Consider the following 16,262-nt stretch of genomic DNA (forward strand, 5'->3'; position numbering starts at 1 on the left):
TCTACCGAGGTAGATTATATGTCAAGCGATAGGATCCCGACGTGCCCGAGCAGCAGCAACGTGATCTGGGAGAGATGCTCTTCGTGCTCGCCAGGACCGTCATCGAGGCGGAGGAGCCCCTGCTCCGCGGGCACGGTGTCGAGATGTGGGACTACGCCGTGCTCAGCCGCCTCGCGGACGGCCCGGCGTCGACGCAGGCGGAGCTCGCCGCCGCCGTCCGGCGCGACAAGACCAGGCTCATCCCGATCCTCGACCGGCTGGAGGTGCGCAAGCTGCTGCTGCGCTCCCCCGACCCCGCCGACCGCCGCAACCGGATCGTCTCCCTCACCGACGCCGGGCACGAACTGCTCGCCGCGTGCAAGGCGTCGATCCGGCAGATGGAGGACGAGCTGCTGGCCGACCTCGGCCCGCAGGAGCGCGCGACGTTCGTGGCGGCGCTGACCCGGCTGGTCGACTGATCGGCCGACCGTCCCTCTGTCGCGTTCGTGCAATACCCGCGGCCGCCGGTCGACCTAGCGTCGCCGCCATGTACTTCGGCTACAACGGCACCATGCGCACCCGGCCCGGGCGGCGCGACGAGGTGGTCACGCTCCTGCTCAGCGGGCTGGAACACCCTGCCGTCGGCTGCCTCTCCTACGTCGTGGGCACCGACGACGAGGACGCCGACCTGATCCACGTCACCGAGGTGTGGCTGAGCGAACAGCACCACGACGACTCGCTCACCCTGCCCGAGACGAAGGACGCGATCGCGCGGGCGATGCCGATGCTGACGGGCGAGTTCACGAGCACGCGGATCACCGTCCTCGGCGGGGTCGGCCTCGAGGTCGGGAACGCGTAGCTTCACGACGGTGGACGTCGATCACCTGACCGTGGCGCAGAAGGCAGCACTGAGCATCGGCTCGTCGGTGTGGGACACCGCGGCCGTTCCGGAGCACGACATCGAGTCGATCACGCTCTCCGACGGCCCGCACGGGCTGCGGTACCAGCCGGCGGACGAGCAGGACGACCTGATCAAGGGCCGGCCGGCCACCTGCTTCCCGACGGCGTCGGCGCTCGGCTCGTCGTGGGACGAGGGGCTGGCCGCCGAGGTGGGCGCCGCGATCGGGGTGGAAGCGCGGGCCAGCGGGGTCGCGGTGGTGCTCGGCCCGGGCGTCAACATCAAGCGCACCCCGCTGTGCGGGCGCAACTTCGAGTACTTCTCCGAGGACCCGTTCCTCTCCGGCCGGATGGGTGCCGCGCTGGTCGAGGGCCTGCAGTCGCAGCAGGTCGGCGCCTCGCTCAAGCACTTCGCCGCGAACAACCAGGAGACCGAGCGCCTGCGGATCAGCGCCGACGTCGACGAGCGCACGCTGCGCGAGATCTACCTGCCGGCGTTCGAGCACATCGTCACGACCGCACGGCCGTGGACGGTGATGTGCGCCTACAACAAGGTCAACGGCACGTTCGCGTCACAGCACCGCGAGCTGCTGACCGGGATCCTGCGCGACGAGTGGGGCTTCGACGGGCTGGTGGTCTCCGACTGGGGCGCCGTGCACGACCGGGTCGCGGCGATGATCGCCGGTCTCGACCTGGAGATGCCGCCCAACACCGGCATCAGCGACCGTGCGGTCGTCGAGGCCGTCGCTGACGGGTCGCTCGCCGAGGATGTGCTCGACGAGTCCGTCCGGCGGCTGCTGCGGCTGGTCGAGCAGGCCCGCGAGCGCAAACCCGCCACCGCCGACCTCGACGCGCACCACACGCTCGCCCGCCGCGCCGCGGCGGAGTCGATGGTGCTGCTGAAGAACGACGGCGGGGTGCTGCCGATCGCCGACTCCGCCGGCCTGACGGTCGCGGTGCTCGGCGAGATGGCGACGGTCCCGCGCTACCAGGGCGCGGGCAGCTCGCTGGTGAGCGCGACCCGCGTCGACATCCCGCTCGACGCGCTGGCCGCGGCGCTGCCGGCAGCGACCGTCCGGCTCGCAGGGTCGGCGAGCGACGTCTCCGGCGCGGACGTGGCCGTCGCGTTCCTCGGCCTGCCGCCCGCCGTCGAGTCGGAGGGTTTCGACCGCGCCGACATCGACCTGCCGGCCGACCAGGTCGCGTTGCTGGAGGCGGTGGCCGCCACGGGTGTGCCGGTCGTGGTCGTGCTGTGCAACGGCTCCGCGGTGCGGACCAGCACGTGGGACCACCACACCGCCGCCGTGCTGGAGTGCTGGCTCGGCGGGCAGGCCGTCGGGTCGGCGGTGGCGGACGTCCTCACCGGCGCCGTCGCACCGTCGGGGCGGCTGACCGAGACGATCCCGCTGCGGCTGCAGGACTCCCCCTCGTTCCTGAACTTCCCCGGCGAGGAGGGGCACGTCCGCTACGGCGAGGGTGTGTTCGTCGGCTACCGCGGGTTCGACGCGAGCGACACCGCTGTCGCGTACCCGTTCGGGCACGGGCTCACCTACACCGAGTTCACCTACTCCGCCCTGGACGTCTCCGTCGCCGGCTCGGCCGACGAGGGCACGCTCGCGATCACGGTCGCGGCCACTGTGACCAACACCGGGGCCCGTGCCGGCCAGGAGGTCGTGCAGCTCTACGTCGGCGACCCGGTGGCATCGGTCGCGCGGCCGCCGCGGGAGCTGAAGGGCTTCACGAAGGTCCGGCTCGGACCGGGCGAGCACACGACGGTGACGTTCCCGCTCGCCGCGCGCGACCTGTCGTTCTGGTCGATCGCGAAGCCCGGCTGGCTGCTCGAACCGGGCGAGTTCACGATCGCCGTCGGAGCGTCGTCTCGTGACCTGCGGCTGAGCGCGACGATCACCGTCGACGCGACGCTGCCGAGGCAGCCGCTGACGGTGACGTCGACGCTCGGCGAGTGGCTCGCCGACCCGGCCGGCGCGGCGCTGATCGCCGCCGCGGTGGGCGACTCGGCAAACGGACTGTTCGAGGATCAGGGGACGCTGCGGATGATGGCGCCGGTCCCCCTCGACAAGCTCGTGCTCTTCCAGGGGACCGGTGTCACCCGCGCCATGCTGGACGAGCTGGTGGCGCGGCTGCCCGGGTAACGGTGCTGGTATCGGCGCTGGTGGCGATGAGGACCGTCGCACCGAGCTCGTCGCACCGGCTCACCGCCGGGTCGAGGCCGGCCGCGGTGGCGATGGCGGCGGCCGTCCCGATCTGGCGGTCGCTGGTCTCAACGAGCAGGTGCCCGCCGGGCGCCAGCCATGCCGGGGCCTGCGTCGCGACCCGGCGCAGGACGTCGAGCCCGTCGGCGCCACCGTCGAGGGCCACCCGTGCCTCGTGCAAGCGGGCCTCCGCCGGAAGCAGCTCGACGTCGTGCGACGGCACGTAGGGGACGTTGGCGAGCAGCACGTCGACCCACCCGCGCAGCGCCTGCGGGAGCGGCTCGAAGAGATCACCCTCGTGCACCCGCCCACCAGCGGGTTCGACGTTGCGGCGGGCGCAGTGGACGGCGGCCGGGTCGACGTCGGCGGCATGCAGCTCGGTGTCGTGCACGGCCGCGGCGACGGCGAGGCCGAGCGCGCCGGTGCCGCAGCAGAGATCGACGACGACGGCGCCGGGCGCGGCCCGGCGCACCGCCTCCCGCACGAGATGACCGGTGCGGCGGCGCGGCACGAAGACCCCCGGCTCGACGACGACCCGCTGCCCGCAGAACTCCGCCCACCCGACAACCTGCTCCAGCGGGAAGCCCTGCGCGCGGCGTTCGACCATCGCGGCGAGCTCCGCCGGGCTCGATGCGGCCTCGACCAGCAGCGCGGCCTCCTCCTCGGCGAAGACGCAACCCGCCACCCGCAGGCGAACCACGACGTCATCGACCGGAACCGGCTCCATCCACGCAATGCTATCCAGGGCTATTCAGGGCTATTCAGGGCTATTCCGCGGGCTTGCCGAACCAGCGGGCGAGGTGGTCGTCCAGCTCGTGCTGGTGCTCGCCGATCCAGGCGACGTACCCGTCGGGGCGCAACAGGATGGCCGGAGCATCCACCGCCGCCTCGGGAGCGGCGATGAGGTCGACCCGGTCCGACCAGCTCTCGACGGTCAGCCGTCCGGTGCGGTCGAGCACCAGGCCGCGCCCTCGGCGCAGCCGGTCGTACAGCTTGCCCGCGCCCAGGTGGACGTCGGGCAGGCGGCGGCCGAGCAGGTCGGGGCCTGCACCGAGGTCGTAGCGGACGCTGAGCGCGGTGATCTTCTCGATCAGGTGGCGGTGCACCTCGTCGAAGGCCATCAGCTCGGTGAGCAGCTTGCGCACGGCCCGCGGGCCCGGCTCGGTGGACGTCAGCACCACCTGGGCGCGGGTGTTCTCCAGCACGTCTTCCGCGACCGGACGGCGTTCGGCCTCGTAGGTGTCGAGCAACGCCTCCGGCGCCCAGCCGTGGATCTGCGCGGCGAGCTTCCACCCGAGGTTGAACGCGTCCTGAACACCCAGGTTCATGCCTTGGCCACCGGCGGGCGGGTGGATGTGCGCCGCGTCGCCGGCCAGCAGCACCCGCCCGACCCGGTACCGCTCGGCCAGCCGAGTGGCATCACCGAAGCGGGACAGCCAACGCGGGGAGTGCACGCCGAAATCGGTGCCCGCGACCGCGCGCAGCTGCTGGCGGAAGTCCTCGATGGTGGGTGGCTCCGCGCGATCTTCCTCGACGCCCGCGGCGGGCACCACAACACGGTAGGCCCCTCCACCGAAGGGCCTGAGGCTGAACACCTTGTCGGTCTCGCGGATCTCGGCGACCTGGGCGGCGATCTCGGCCTGCGGCACGCCCACCTCCAGCTCACCCATCAGCGTGTCGACGCGCGAAGGTTCGCCGGGGAAGCCGACACCGAGCAGCTTGCGCACCGCGCTGCGCGCGCCGTCGCAGCCGACGAGGTAACGCGACCGCAGCCGCTCCCCGTCGGCCAGCTCGACGGTCACGCCCTCGTCGTCCTGCGCGAGACCGGCCACCGCACAACCGCGCCGGACCTGCGCACCCAGCTCGACGGCATGCGCTTCGAGCAGCTGGTCGACGATCGGCTGCGGGATGCCCAGCTGGTAGGCGTAGGCGGAATCCAGGGCGGGGTCGGTGGCGCTGGGGCCGGGGATGGCGGCGAAGACGCCACCGAGCGGACGCTGCCGGCCGCGTTCGAGGAAGCGACCGAGCAGCCCGCGCATCGCCATCAGCTCGAGCGTCCGGACGTGCATGCTGACCACCCGCACGAGCGACGACACCGGTCGCGGTTCCTTCTCCAGAACGAGCACCCGCACGTCGTGCAGGCGCAGCTCGGCGGCGAGCGTCGCGCCCGTCGGCCCGCACCCCGCAACGATCACATCGAACATGAACCACCCATCCTCGCTCGACTCTCTGCGACTGATCGAGTCACCGGTGGGAGTCGAACCCACATCAGCCGCTTTGCAGACGGCCGCCCCCAGCCGGAGAACGGTGACCTGCGGAAGATGAAGGAGTCGAACCCTCAGGACGCGCTGCCTGGCCGGGTTTTCAAGACCCGTTGCCCACCACCGGGCGCCATCTCCCTCCATGGTGCATCAGCACCCCCACCAGGACTCGAACCTGGACCTCCTGAGTCAAAGTCAGGCGGGACTGCCGATTGCCACCACGGGGGTCCAAGGCCGTGTTTAGGGAGTCAGGGTCGATGCACTTCGTGATCCAGATCGTCGCCGGCAAGGCGCCGCCACGAGCCGTCGTACTGAGTACCCGGTCGTGGCGGCAACGCCGCCAGGGGCGATCTGGGCGCGAAGAGCGCGATCAGGACTCCCTAAACACGGCCTTCGTCCCAGCAGGAGGATTCGAACCTCCACAGCCCGAAGGCAGCGGCTTTACAGGCCACTTCGCTCACCAGCGCTACCGGGTTGGGGTGATCGGCGGGACTCGAACCCGCTCTCTCCAGGGTCACATCCTGGCGCCTCGACCGCTTCGGCTTCGACCACAGCTCCCCCAGCAGGACTCGAACCTGCACCCATCTCCTTAACAGGGAGCCGCTCAGCCGGTTGAGCTATGGGGGACCGAACAAGTGGATGCGGCAGGAGTCGAACCTGCGACAGCCCGGGCTTCAACCGAGCGCTCTACCGTCTGAGCTACACATCCTTGGTGGCGGTGGTCGGACTCGAACCGACGATCTCCAGGCTTATGAGGCCGGCGTGATGGCCGCTTCACTACACCGCTGCGGTCACGACGGGATTCGAACCCGCATCCTTCCGGCTGACAACCGGCTGCTCCACCGTTGAGCTACGAGACCCTGATTCCGTTCAAGGGATTCCATTCACTTGCCGTCCGTGCCCACGAGCGTCGAACGGCCACCGCAGGAGCGATAGGGATCGAACCCATCCCGGCCGGCTTTGGAGACCAGCCTGCGACCCAGCGCCACTCCCATGACGTGATGACATGATCTAGTTGTTGCGTAGCCCCACTCGGACTCGAACCGAGAACCCCCGGGTTTGAGCCGGGTCCATATGCCGATTCTGGTACAGGGCCATCGGCCGGCCACCCAGGCCGTGCGTGTCCTCGGCAGGAATCGAACCTGCGCACTCCTCGATGTCGACGAGGTGCTCTCCCGCTGAGCTACGAGGACGTAGCGGACGTGCTGCCGTACTGCCGTGCTGCCGTACGCCGAGAAGGATTCGAACCTTCGCCTTGAGGATTAAGAGTCCCCAGCTCTGACCGCTGAGCTACCGGCGCGTGACGGGCCGTTGCGGGCCCAGTAGGAGCAACTGGATTCGAACCAGTCTGATGTCCTCGTTATCAGCGAGGTGGCCACATCCGAGCAGCCCCTGCTCCCCTGCGGATGGCATCCGCGACTTCGATCACGTAGCGCTGACGGGACTCGAACCCGCGTCGCTTGTCCGGGGTGAAAACCCGGCGGCCCCTTACCGTCAGAGCAACAGCGCCACAACCCGGCGCGGCACCCCCGTGACGCACCCCCGCATCCCATGTCGGGCTCGAACCGACGATCTTCTGGCTGAGAACCAGATGAGCTTTGCCAACAGCTCCAATGGGACATCTGGATGGAATTTTCAAGGGTCGCGCCTGCGGGTGTCGCAGCGTTCGGCTCTCGCCTCCTGCTGGCCCGACGTACCTGGTAGAGGACTCGAACCTCCGCGTGGCGGTGTGTGGAACCGCTGCTCTGCCGCTGAGCTAACCAGGCGCATGAAGTTGTGACGTAGCTCCGGTGGGAGTCGAACCCACAGACTCTCGGGTCTGAGCCGAGCCCATATGCCAATTCTGGTACGGAGCCATCAAAAATGCCGTCGCGAAACTCAGTGGTGGCGACGGAGAAAATCCACGTAGCCCGGTCACGTCACGGGCCACGGCCGCTTACGCGGTATAGGCCCGCTTTCGGGTCGATACGGAGGCCGCGCGCTTCGCGATGCGCCGTTCGTCCTCCGACAAGCCGCCCCAGATCCCGGTATCCTGCCCCGACTCCAGAGCCCACGTAAGGCACTCGGACGTCACGGTGCAGCGACGGCAAACCGTCTTCGCCTCGGCGATCTGGAGCAGGGCAGGCCCGCTCGTCCCGACGGGGAAGAACAGCTCAGGATTCTCGATGCGACAGATCGCTTGGTGTCGCCAGTCCATGGTGCTCGCCCCCTCTCCGAGACGTCGGTAGTAGCTTCGGGTGACAACGGTACGTGGATGACCGGGGACCGTCAACTCTTTTTCGGACCCTCTTTGGTCGTCCGGCACCGCTCTCGTGCCCGTACGAGTCCCGAACCGGATTCGAACCGGTACGACTGCGTTGGAAGCGCAGCATGCTGCCGTTGAACATCATCGAGACGTGGACCCGCTCGGATTCGAACCGAGACCTGACTGTATGCAACGCAGCCGCACTGCCGTTGTGCTACGAGCCCGTGGATGAAGTTGTCAGGGTTTGCCAGGACGACTGATTCGAACGCATGGGCACCAGGGCCCCTCGAACCATTCAGTTGATGTTCTGTTGTGCTTGCTCTTCAAGAGTAGCTCCGGCCGTCAAAGCAATATCTGGCGTCCTCTCCAAACGATCATGGTCAGTGTGGCGACCATGGACCGGACACCACGTACCTCGGGGGATAGGCTGCGGCCGTCATGGGGGAGACAGCCACGGTCAGGGGCGGGCCCGCGGTAGCGGGCGCCGTCGTGCGCTTCTGGAACTCCATGGGCGAGCCGGTCGGCGGCGGTTTCATGGTGGGCACAGATCTCATCGCGAGCTGCGCGCACGTCGTCGCCGACGCCGTCGACTGCGATCCCTACGACCCGTCCGCGCCCGCCGAGCCGGTCACCGTCGACTTCCCGCTGCTCACCGGCGGCGGGCCGACGCACACCGCGCTGGTGGAGCGGTGGTCGCCGATCGCCGAGGACGGGACGGGCGACATCGCGATCCTCCGGCTCGTCGAGCCGCCACCGGCGCAGGCGGCGATGCCGCCGTTGCGGCGGGTGGACCGGCTCTGGAACCACGGGTTCCAGGCGTTCGGGTTCCCCGGCTCGCACCCGGGAGGCGTGTGGTCGAGCGGCCTGATCCGCGGCGAGCAGTCCACGCGCTGGTTCCAGCTGCAGAGCACCCCCGGCGAGCAGCGCGTCGAAGGTGGCTTCAGCGGCTCGCCGGTGTGGGACGCGCAGACCGGCGCCGTCGTGGGGATGACCGTCGCCGCCGACCGCGGCGACACCACCACCGCCTACCTCATCCCGATCGACGCGGTGCTCGGGCTCGACCCGGCGCTGGCCACCTGCCCGTACCGCGGCCTGCAGCCCTTCGACGAGGAGCACGCAGCGACGTTCTTCGGCCGGTCCGAGGAGATCGGTCTGCTGCTCGACGCGGTGGGGCGCCAACCGGTGACCGCGGTGGCCGGTCCGTCGGGTGTCGGCAAGTCGTCGCTGGTCAGGGCCGGCCTGCTGCCCCGGCTACGGGCCGGCGGCGCGTCGATCGTGGACCTGCGGGCCGCGCCTGGCGTCGAGCTGGCCGCACGGCTCGACGCCACGCGCGAGCCCGGTTCGGTGGTGGTCGTCGACCAGTTCGAGGAGCTGGCCGCGATCGACCCGGCCGGCGCGCGCGAGCTGCTGGAGCGGCTGGTCGGGATCACCGCGACCGACGGCGTGCGAGCAGTGCTCACGATGCGCTGGGCGGCGCTGGACGAGGTGGTGCCGCCCGCGCTGCTGGGGACGCTGGAGCGGGGCATGGTGCTCGTCGCGCCGATGAGCCGCGCGCGGCTGCGCGAGGTGATCGTCGGGCCGGCGGAGCGCTCGCCGGGGCTGGCGTTCGAGCACGGGCTCGTCGACCGCATCCTCGACGACGCCGGCAGCGAGCCCGGCCAGCTCCCGCTGGTGGAGTCGCTGCTGACCGACCTCTGGCACCAGCGCGACGGCGGCCGGCTCACCTTGCGCGGGTACGAGGCGGCCGGCGGGGTCGCCGGTGCGGTGGCCCGCCACGCGGAGCGGTCGCTGCAGTCCACGGGCGCGGCGGCGCTCGGGCCGGCCCGGGCCCTGTTCACCGCGCTGACCCGCCTCGACCGCGACGACCGGTTCGTCCGCCGCCCGGTGCCGCTCGCGCACCTCCCGCCGGAGCAGCGGGCGCTGGTGCCGGCGCTCGCCGACGGCCGGCTGCTCGTCGTGGGCCCGGACGGCACGGTCGAGCTGGCGCACCAGGCGCTGATCGACCACTGGCCGCGGTTGCGCACCTGGCTCACCGAGGACCGCGCGTTCCTCGTCTGGCGGGCGCGCGTCGAGGGGCAGCGGGAGCAGTGGGACACCGAGGCCCGCGCCGACACCGCGCTGCTGCGTGGCGCGGCGCTGGCCGAGGCGGCGGAGTGGCTCCCTGCCCGGGTCGCCGATCTCGGTGAGGGCACCGTCGACTACCTGCGCCGCAGCCAGGCCCGGGCGCGCTGGGAGGTGCGCCGCTGGAGGGTGGTGACCGCGGTGCTCGTCGTCCTCGCGCTCGCCGCCGCGACGCTCGCCGTCGTCACGATCAACCGTCGTGACGTGCTGGCCGGGCAGCTGGCGAGCGCGGCGGCGGAGATGGCCGGCCGCGCGTCGCAGGCCCGCGCACCGTCCGATCCCGTGCTGGCCGCGCAGCTCGCCCTGGCCGGCCGGCGGACCGACCCGGCGAGCCCGACGGCGACGGCCGCGCTGGCGTGGTCGTACCAGTCGCTGCGCACGGCGCAGGCCGAGCTGCTGAACACGGGCAGGGAGCCCATCACGGGCCTCGTGGTCGCCGGCACCACCGCGCTCGTGCTGACCACGACCCGCGCGGTGGCCGTGCTCGACGCCGACGGACCGCAGCCGCGGCACGTCGAGCTGCCCGAGAGCGCCGGGAACTCCCACGTCCTCAGCCCTGACGGAACCCGCATCCTCGACCTGACACCGGACGCCCGGACCATCCGGCTGCGGACGATCGCAGGCCCGGCGGCTACCGACATCGAACTGCCGCTACCGGCGGGTGAGATCTCGGTGCCGCGGTTCTCACCGGACGGCAGGCGACTCATGTGGGTCAGGTTCGGCGCCGCCAAGTCGTTGCACCCCGTCGTCTGGGACCTGGAAGCGGGACGTGAGATCCCGACCGGATTGGGCCCGCTCCCCACCGATACGCAGGCGTTCTGGCTGACCACACAACCGGACCGGATGCTCCTGCGGAACGGGCGGTCGAACTCCCCCGACACGCGGCTCACGCTGCGTTCGCTCTCCGACGGTTCGGAGATCAGCGCCGCGTCCCCGTCGTCGGGGGTCGTGGAGGACGGCGCGGCAGTGGTGACGTGTGTCGCGGGCGCGAAGCTCGGCGACGGGTCGACGGTGTCGGTGTCCGGCATCGGCGAGGACGCGCCGCGGCTCCAGTTCCCCGCGCTGCGGCCCGGTTGCGGGAGACGTCTCACCGCGGATGGCCGAACGCTGGTCGAGCCCGACTTCTCGGTCGCGGACATGACCGACACGGTCCGGCTCACCGATCTGCGGTCGGGAGCCACCCGGCAGGCCACGCTGCCCAAGGGGATGATCGGCGAGGATCCGAGGGCGGCGTTCGGCGTCACGTCCCTCGCGCTGGTGGCGCGACCCGGTGCGCCGCCCGTCGTGCTCGGCGCACAGGGGGCCTCGCTGCTGCGGTTCACGACGGCACCGCTCGCGTCCGGCAAGGCAGGATACGACGGCACCAGTCGCGAGATCTCCACCGACCAGCGGTACGTGATCCGCCGGGACGGCGACCTGCGGATCGCCGTCGAGGACGCCGTGACCGGCACGACGCTCGCCGAGCTGCCCGAGGCTTTCCAGCCGCCGGTCCAGACGGGGGTCGGCGAGGACCTGTGGGTGATGGACACCGAGGCCGACCGCTGGCGGCTGCGCACCTTCACGCTCCCCGAGCTCCGCCCGATACTGACGATCCCGTTCCCGGCCTCCCCTGATCCGATCCCGGTCGACGGTTTCGACGGGCCGCGGGTCGCCTTCGAGAGCTCGGAGAACGACTCCGACGGTGTGCTGGAGACCGTCAGCACCGGCATGCTCTCGACGATCGACCTGCGCACCGGACAACCGCTGCACGCCCCCGTAGCGCTGGGCGCCACCCCGGAGCAACATCGCTGGTACCAGCGTTTTCCCACCGTCCGGGCCCGACACGGCCATCCCGGCCAGGCCGTCGTCGCCGACGACGTCGGCGCGCTGCAGCTCAGGGACACCGCATCGGGCGCCGTCGTGCGGACGATCCCGACGACCTGGCGGCCGAAGAGCTTCATCGACCCGAACCCGCCGAAGTTCGCGATCGACCCGACGGGTGCCCGGCTGGCGCTGCTCACCCCGGAGGCGACCCTCGAGATCTGGGACCTGGACACCGCGACGATGACGGGCCGGCCGGTCCCGGCGCCGGGGGTGTCGGACCTGCTCGGCTTCACGAGCGACGGGATGGTGGCGGTGGAGTTCGAGCAGGAGCACGCTGCCGTGATCGATCCGGTGGCGGGCCGCGAGATCGCCCGGTTGCAGGTCCCGTCGCGGACGGCGTCGCTGGACGGTGACGGCTCGGCGATAGCGGTGAAGACCCTCGACGGCGAAGCGCCGTACGCACTCGCGATCACCGTCGACGGCTGGCGCGACAAGCTCTGCGCCGTGCTGGACCGGCCGCTCTCGGACGCTGAGCTGGCGCAGCTCCCCGAGGGCGCCGACCGGGAGCGGCCATGTCGGTGAGCAACGAGATCGTCGCGGGCAGGGACCTGACGGTCGTCGCCGGCGCGGTGCTGCGGGTCTGGGCGCGGGGGGAGGTCGTCGGAGCGGCGTTCCTCGTCGCGCCCGACCTCGTCGCGACCACCGCCGGCGTGGTCGCGGAAGCGTTGGGCCACGAGCCGGGTGCGCCGCCGCCGTCCGGTCGGGTGGTGCTCGACCTTCCGATGCTGCGGGTGGACGACGAGCCGCCGAGGGTCTCGGCGCGGGTGGAGCGCTGGGCGCCGGAGCACGACGTCGTGCTGCTGCGGCTCACCGACCCCGCGCCCGCCGGCACGCGGATGCCACCGCTGCGCCGCATCGAGTACACGCAGGAACGTTCCTTCTCCGTGCTGGGCTTCCCGCCGGGCCTGGTCGACGGCGTGTGGACGACAGGGGCGATGCGTCCGGCCGGAACCCAGCCGGCGCTGCGGCCGATGCTGCTGGCGGCCGCCGGCGAGCAGCGGATCGGCGCCGGTCACGCCGGTGCCCCGGTCTGGGAGGCAAGCACCGGTGCCGTGGTCGGGATGGTCACGGTGCGCAGCGGGCCGCCCGGGCTCGTCCCGATCGACGACGTGCTCGGGTACGACCCCGAGCGGCTGCCGTGCCCTTACCCCGGGCTGCGGCCGTTCGGGGAAGGCGACGCGGGCACGTTCTTCGGGCGCGACGCCGACATTCGCCGGCTCGCCGATGCCGTCGAGCGGCTCCCCGTCGTCGCGGTCGCGGGACCGTCGGGAGCCGGGAAGTCGTCGCTGGTGCATGCCGGGCTGGTGCCCCGCCTGCGCGCGGCCGGCGCAGAGGTCGTCCCGTTGCGCGCCGGGGCCGGTCCGATCGCCGTTCCAGCCGCGACCGGCAGGCGCACCGTGCTCGTCCTCGACCAGTTCGAGGAGCTGGCGATGCTCGACCCCGCGGCGGCGAAGGAGCTGCTGGAGCGGGTGGTCGCGCAGACCGGCGACGCGGTGCGGGCGGTGCTGACCGTGCGCTGGTCGACGCTCGACGAGCTGCTCGTCCCCGAGCTGGTCGAGACGCTGCGCTCGGGCATCGTGCTGGTCGGGCCGCTCGACCGGGACCGGCTGCGCGAAGCGGTGGTCGGGCCTGCCGCGCAACCGCCCGGCCTCGCCTTCGAGGAGGGCCTCGTCGAGCGCATCCTCGACGAGGCCGGCGCCGAACCGGGGCAGCTGCCGCTGGTCGAGTCGCTGCTCACCGACCTCTGGGAACGCCGCGGCGGCGGGTCCTTGACGCTTTCGGACTACACGGCCGCGGGCGGCGTCGCGGGCGCGCTCGCCCAGCACGCCGAACGTGTTGTCGGCCCGATGGCCGCCGATCCGGCGCTCCCCCGGCTGTTCACGACGCTCGCCCGGCCCGACCACGGCGGGCGGTTCGTCCGCAAGGCGGTCCCGCTCGACCAGCTCCCGCAGGAGCAGCGGGCGCTGCTGCCGGCGCTGACCGGCGGGCGACTGCTGGTGGTGGGGCGCGCGTCCGGCTCTGCATCGGGCCACGGCGACGGGCACGGCGACGGGCACGGCGACGGGCACGGCGATGTCGTCGAGCTCGGCCACCAGGCGCTCATCGACCACTGGCCGCGGCTGCGTGGCTGGCTCGCCGACGACAGCGCGTTCCTCGCCTGGCGCGAGCAGGTCGGCAGCGGGCGGGAGCGTTGGGAGGCGGAGGACCGCGCCGACACCGCGCTGCTGCGCGGCGCGCTGCTGGCCGGCGAGGGCGAGCACCTGCCGGCCCGCGCCGCCGACCTGCCCGCACCCGACCTCGACTACGTGCGCCGCAGCCGCGCACGGCAGCGCCGCGAGGTGCGGACGTGGCGGATCGTCGCCGCGGTGGCCGCGGTGCTCTCGCTGGCCGCCGGTGGCCTCACCGCGGTCGCCGTGCAGAGCGGGAACCGGATCGCGACCCAGCTGGCCAGCGCCAACGCCGAGACGCTCGGCCGCGAGTCGCAGACGAGGGCGGCCGAGGATCCCGCTGCCGCCGTGCAGCTCGCGCTGGCCGCCTGGCGGGAGGACCCGCGCAGCCCGCAGGCCCGCACCGCGCTCGGCAACGCCTACGTGGCGAACCGCTCGCTCGAGCGCGAGCTGCCCGACCTCACAGCGGCCCCGATCTCGGCGGCGCAAGCCGGCGGCGACACCGTTCTGCTCTACTCCTCGCCGCACGTCACGGTGGTCACCGGAGTCTCCGGCCCGGAACCGGTGCGCACCGAGCTGCCCGATGTCCTGCCCGACCGGCAGATGGCGCTCGGCGCCGACGGGCGATGGCTGGTCAACCAGCTGCCCGACCGCAGCGCCCTGCAGGTGCGGGACGTGATCGCCGGGACGCCCCCGGTCACGCTGCCCGCGTCCCCGGGCACGGAGGCCGTACAGGGCCGGATCTCCCCCGACAGCAGCCGGGTGACCTGGATGGAGCTCACGGGCCCCACGGCCCGGCTCAGGATCTGGGACCGGGTGACCGGCGCCGAGATCCCGCACGGGCTGGGCCCCCTGCCCTCCGACACGGTCGCGGTGGTCCCCGGCCCACTGCCCGACCGCGTCGTCTTCCGGCACGGCACCCCGAGCCTCCCCGACTCGCGGCTGGTGGTGCGCTCGCTGGACGACGGGGCCGAGCTGCTGACGCTCCCCGCCGGTTCGGGCAACGTGCTCGGCGGCACGGCCGGAGCGGCGTGCGCGGACGAGGACGGGACGAGCTCGACCCCGGCGGTGATAGTGGTGACCCCGTACGACGGCAGCGAGCCGCGCCGCATCCCGATGACGGGCAGCTGCTTCTCGCAGACGTCCTTCATCATCACGACGGACGGCCGCGCCGCCATCGAGCGCGACTCGTCGCGCAGCGGGCTCGGATACGCGTCGGCACGGCTGATCGACCTGGCCACGGGGACGCCGTACCTCGTCCGCACCCCGACCACGCTCCAGCCGGACCTGAGCGGCGCGGTCGGCTTCCTGGACGACCTCAGCTTCCTGCCCGGCCCACGACCGGCGTTGCTGCAGGCCCGCGGGACGTCGTTGCTGCGGCTCGCCGCCGAACCGTGGCCCGTCGATCGACCCGGCGAGCGGCAGTTCTTCAACCACGACGGGCACGTGGTCGGGGCCCTGCCCGCGCAGGCCGGCTTCTTCGTCGACGAGATCGCCACCGGTCGGCGCGTCGCGGAGCTTCTGGAGCCCGACAAGAGCGCCAGGACACTGTCGCTGTTGCGGGGGCAGCTGTGGGTCGCCCGCACCACCACAACCGGCTGGGACCTCGCTCGGTACACCATGCCCGACCTGCGACTGATCGACCGGTTCCCGCTGCCCAGCCGCGACGGTGCCGCGCCCACCGGGAGGGACGACGTGCCGCCCTCGGTGTCCATGGAGCGCGAACGGCCCGCGGACGGCGGGCGGGTCTACGCCATCGCCGACGGCGTGCTCACCGCGTGGGAACCGGACACCGGTCGCGCCATCGGGACACCCATCACCCTCGACCCGGCCCGGCTCGACGCCAAGTACCTGAAAGTCTTCCCGCGGCTGGTGCTCCGGCCCGGTCACCCCGGTCAGGTCGCCGTCGTCGGGCCCAAGGAGATCCAGATCTGGGACGTCCCCGCAGGCCGGATGCTCACGAGCATCTCGACGAGGTTCGACCTGTCGGTCCTCTCCGGCAACACGGCTGCCGTCGCGTTCGACCCGAGCGGCAACCGGCTCGCCGTCATCACCGACGAGCAGACCCTCCAGTTCTGGGACGTCGACCCCGGTCGGCAATCGGGCCACCCGATCCCCATGCCCGCGGTGCGTGGCCTGATCGGGTTCGACGCCGACGGCTACCTCTCGTGGCACTCCGGCCTGACCCAGGACGCGACCGTGCACTTCCTCGACCCGACGACCGGGGCGGAAGCCGGCACGGTGAACCTGCCCGTGCTGGTGGGGTTCGTCGACGAGGCGAGGACGACGTTGCAGCTCCAGCAGGGCGTCGGTGGGCCGCTCGTCGACCTCCCGGCGCGTGCCCAGGCCTGGCACGACGCCCTCTGCGCCGTCGTCGACCGCCCCTTCACCGAGGGCGAACGGCGCCTCGTGCCAGCCGGCGCCTCGACCGACCCGCCCTGCGGCTGAAACTTCCCCACCGTTTTGGGTGGATGCGCGCTCCTGCGGCGCGCATCCACCCAAAACGGTGGGGAGA

Annotated in this window: 8 protein-coding genes and 19 tRNA genes; 5 read left to right on the forward strand and 22 right to left on the reverse strand. The window is 72.0% G+C overall.

Features of this window, described 5'->3' with window-relative positions; translation table 11 throughout:
• Positions 1–41: 41 nt before the first annotated feature.
• The 3 genes from LL648_RS13350 to LL648_RS13360 all read left to right on the forward strand — a co-directional run bounded on the left by LL648_RS13350 (position 42) and on the right by LL648_RS13360 (position 3,029).
• The gene (locus LL648_RS13350; protein WP_232662850.1) at positions 42–458 is read left to right on the forward strand and encodes a MarR family winged helix-turn-helix transcriptional regulator; all 417 of its coding nucleotides are present in this window, start codon (positions 42–44) and stop codon (positions 456–458) included.
• A 68-nt stretch (positions 459–526) separates the two neighbouring features.
• Positions 527–838, forward strand: a complete 312-nt coding sequence (locus LL648_RS13355) for a putative quinol monooxygenase (RefSeq protein ID WP_232662851.1) — start codon at positions 527–529, stop codon at positions 836–838.
• A gap of 10 nt (positions 839–848) precedes the next feature.
• Positions 849–3,029, forward strand: a complete 2,181-nt coding sequence (locus LL648_RS13360; protein ID WP_232662852.1) for a glycoside hydrolase family 3 C-terminal domain-containing protein — start codon at positions 849–851, stop codon at positions 3,027–3,029.
• Here LL648_RS13360 and LL648_RS13365 read toward each other — a convergent pair.
• The 22 genes from LL648_RS13365 to LL648_RS13470 all read right to left on the reverse strand — a co-directional run bounded on the left by LL648_RS13365 (position 2,983) and on the right by LL648_RS13470 (position 7,819).
• Positions 2,983–3,816 (reverse strand): putative protein N(5)-glutamine methyltransferase, encoded by an 834-nt coding sequence (locus tag LL648_RS13365; protein ID WP_232662853.1) that lies wholly within the window; start codon positions 3,814–3,816, stop codon positions 2,983–2,985. The genes LL648_RS13360 and LL648_RS13365 overlap by 47 nt on opposite strands.
• Positions 3,817–3,856: 40 nt before the next feature.
• On the reverse strand, positions 3,857–5,293 hold the full coding sequence (locus LL648_RS13370; protein WP_232662854.1) for an FAD-dependent monooxygenase: 1,437 nt from the start codon (positions 5,291–5,293) through the stop codon (positions 3,857–3,859).
• Between the two features lie 38 nt (positions 5,294–5,331).
• Positions 5,332–5,401: transfer RNA gene (locus LL648_RS13375), tRNA-Cys, on the reverse strand.
• A gap of 3 nt (positions 5,402–5,404) precedes the next feature.
• Positions 5,405–5,489: transfer RNA gene (locus tag LL648_RS13380), tRNA-Ser, on the reverse strand.
• Between the two features lie 15 nt (positions 5,490–5,504).
• Positions 5,505–5,578: transfer RNA gene (locus LL648_RS13385), tRNA-Gln, on the reverse strand.
• 168 nt (positions 5,579–5,746) lie between these two features.
• A tRNA-Tyr gene (locus LL648_RS13390) sits at positions 5,747–5,824 on the reverse strand.
• A gap of 1 nt (position 5,825) precedes the next feature.
• A tRNA-His gene (locus tag LL648_RS13395) sits at positions 5,826–5,902 on the reverse strand.
• 2 nt (positions 5,903–5,904) lie between these two features.
• A tRNA-Asn gene (locus tag LL648_RS13400) sits at positions 5,905–5,977 on the reverse strand.
• Positions 5,978–5,986: 9 nt separating this feature from the next.
• Positions 5,987–6,059, reverse strand: a tRNA-Phe gene (locus LL648_RS13405).
• Position 6,060: 1 nt separating this feature from the next.
• A tRNA-Met gene (locus LL648_RS13410) sits at positions 6,061–6,137 on the reverse strand.
• Between the two features lies 1 nt (position 6,138).
• Positions 6,139–6,210 (reverse strand) — tRNA-Asp (locus tag LL648_RS13415).
• A 163-nt stretch (positions 6,211–6,373) separates the two neighbouring features.
• A tRNA-Leu gene (locus LL648_RS13420) sits at positions 6,374–6,446 on the reverse strand.
• 25 nt (positions 6,447–6,471) lie between these two features.
• A tRNA-Val gene (locus LL648_RS13425) sits at positions 6,472–6,543 on the reverse strand.
• Between the two features lie 34 nt (positions 6,544–6,577).
• Positions 6,578–6,650, reverse strand: a tRNA-Lys gene (locus tag LL648_RS13430).
• A 23-nt stretch (positions 6,651–6,673) separates the two neighbouring features.
• Positions 6,674–6,750, reverse strand: a tRNA-Ile gene (locus LL648_RS13435).
• A gap of 30 nt (positions 6,751–6,780) precedes the next feature.
• Positions 6,781–6,860: transfer RNA gene (locus LL648_RS13440), tRNA-Glu, on the reverse strand.
• 35 nt (positions 6,861–6,895) lie between these two features.
• Positions 6,896–6,970: transfer RNA gene (locus tag LL648_RS13445), tRNA-Glu, on the reverse strand.
• Positions 6,971–7,044: 74 nt separating this feature from the next.
• Positions 7,045–7,116 (reverse strand) — tRNA-Val (locus LL648_RS13450).
• Positions 7,117–7,132: 16 nt separating this feature from the next.
• A tRNA-Leu gene (locus LL648_RS13455) sits at positions 7,133–7,206 on the reverse strand.
• 80 nt (positions 7,207–7,286) lie between these two features.
• Entirely contained in the window at positions 7,287–7,547 is a 261-nt protein-coding gene (locus LL648_RS13460; protein ID WP_232662855.1) for a WhiB family transcriptional regulator, read from the reverse strand.
• 126 nt (positions 7,548–7,673) lie between these two features.
• Positions 7,674–7,746: transfer RNA gene (locus tag LL648_RS13465), tRNA-Gly, on the reverse strand.
• 1 nt (position 7,747) lies between these two features.
• Positions 7,748–7,819: transfer RNA gene (locus tag LL648_RS13470), tRNA-Ala, on the reverse strand.
• 214 nt (positions 7,820–8,033) lie between these two features.
• Between LL648_RS13470 and LL648_RS13475 the strand changes: the two genes are divergently transcribed.
• The gene (locus LL648_RS13475; protein ID WP_232662856.1) at positions 8,034–12,101 is read left to right on the forward strand and encodes a serine protease; all 4,068 of its coding nucleotides are present in this window, start codon (positions 8,034–8,036) and stop codon (positions 12,099–12,101) included.
• The gene (locus tag LL648_RS13480) at positions 12,092–16,195 is read left to right on the forward strand and encodes a serine protease (protein WP_232662857.1); all 4,104 of its coding nucleotides are present in this window, start codon (positions 12,092–12,094) and stop codon (positions 16,193–16,195) included. The genes LL648_RS13475 and LL648_RS13480 overlap by 10 nt, the downstream gene beginning before the upstream one ends.
• The last annotated feature ends 67 nt before the right edge of the window (positions 16,196–16,262 follow it).

Source organism: Pseudonocardia sp. TRM90224, from assembly GCF_021245725.1.
Lineage (GTDB): Bacteria > Actinomycetota > Actinomycetes > Mycobacteriales > Pseudonocardiaceae > Pseudonocardia.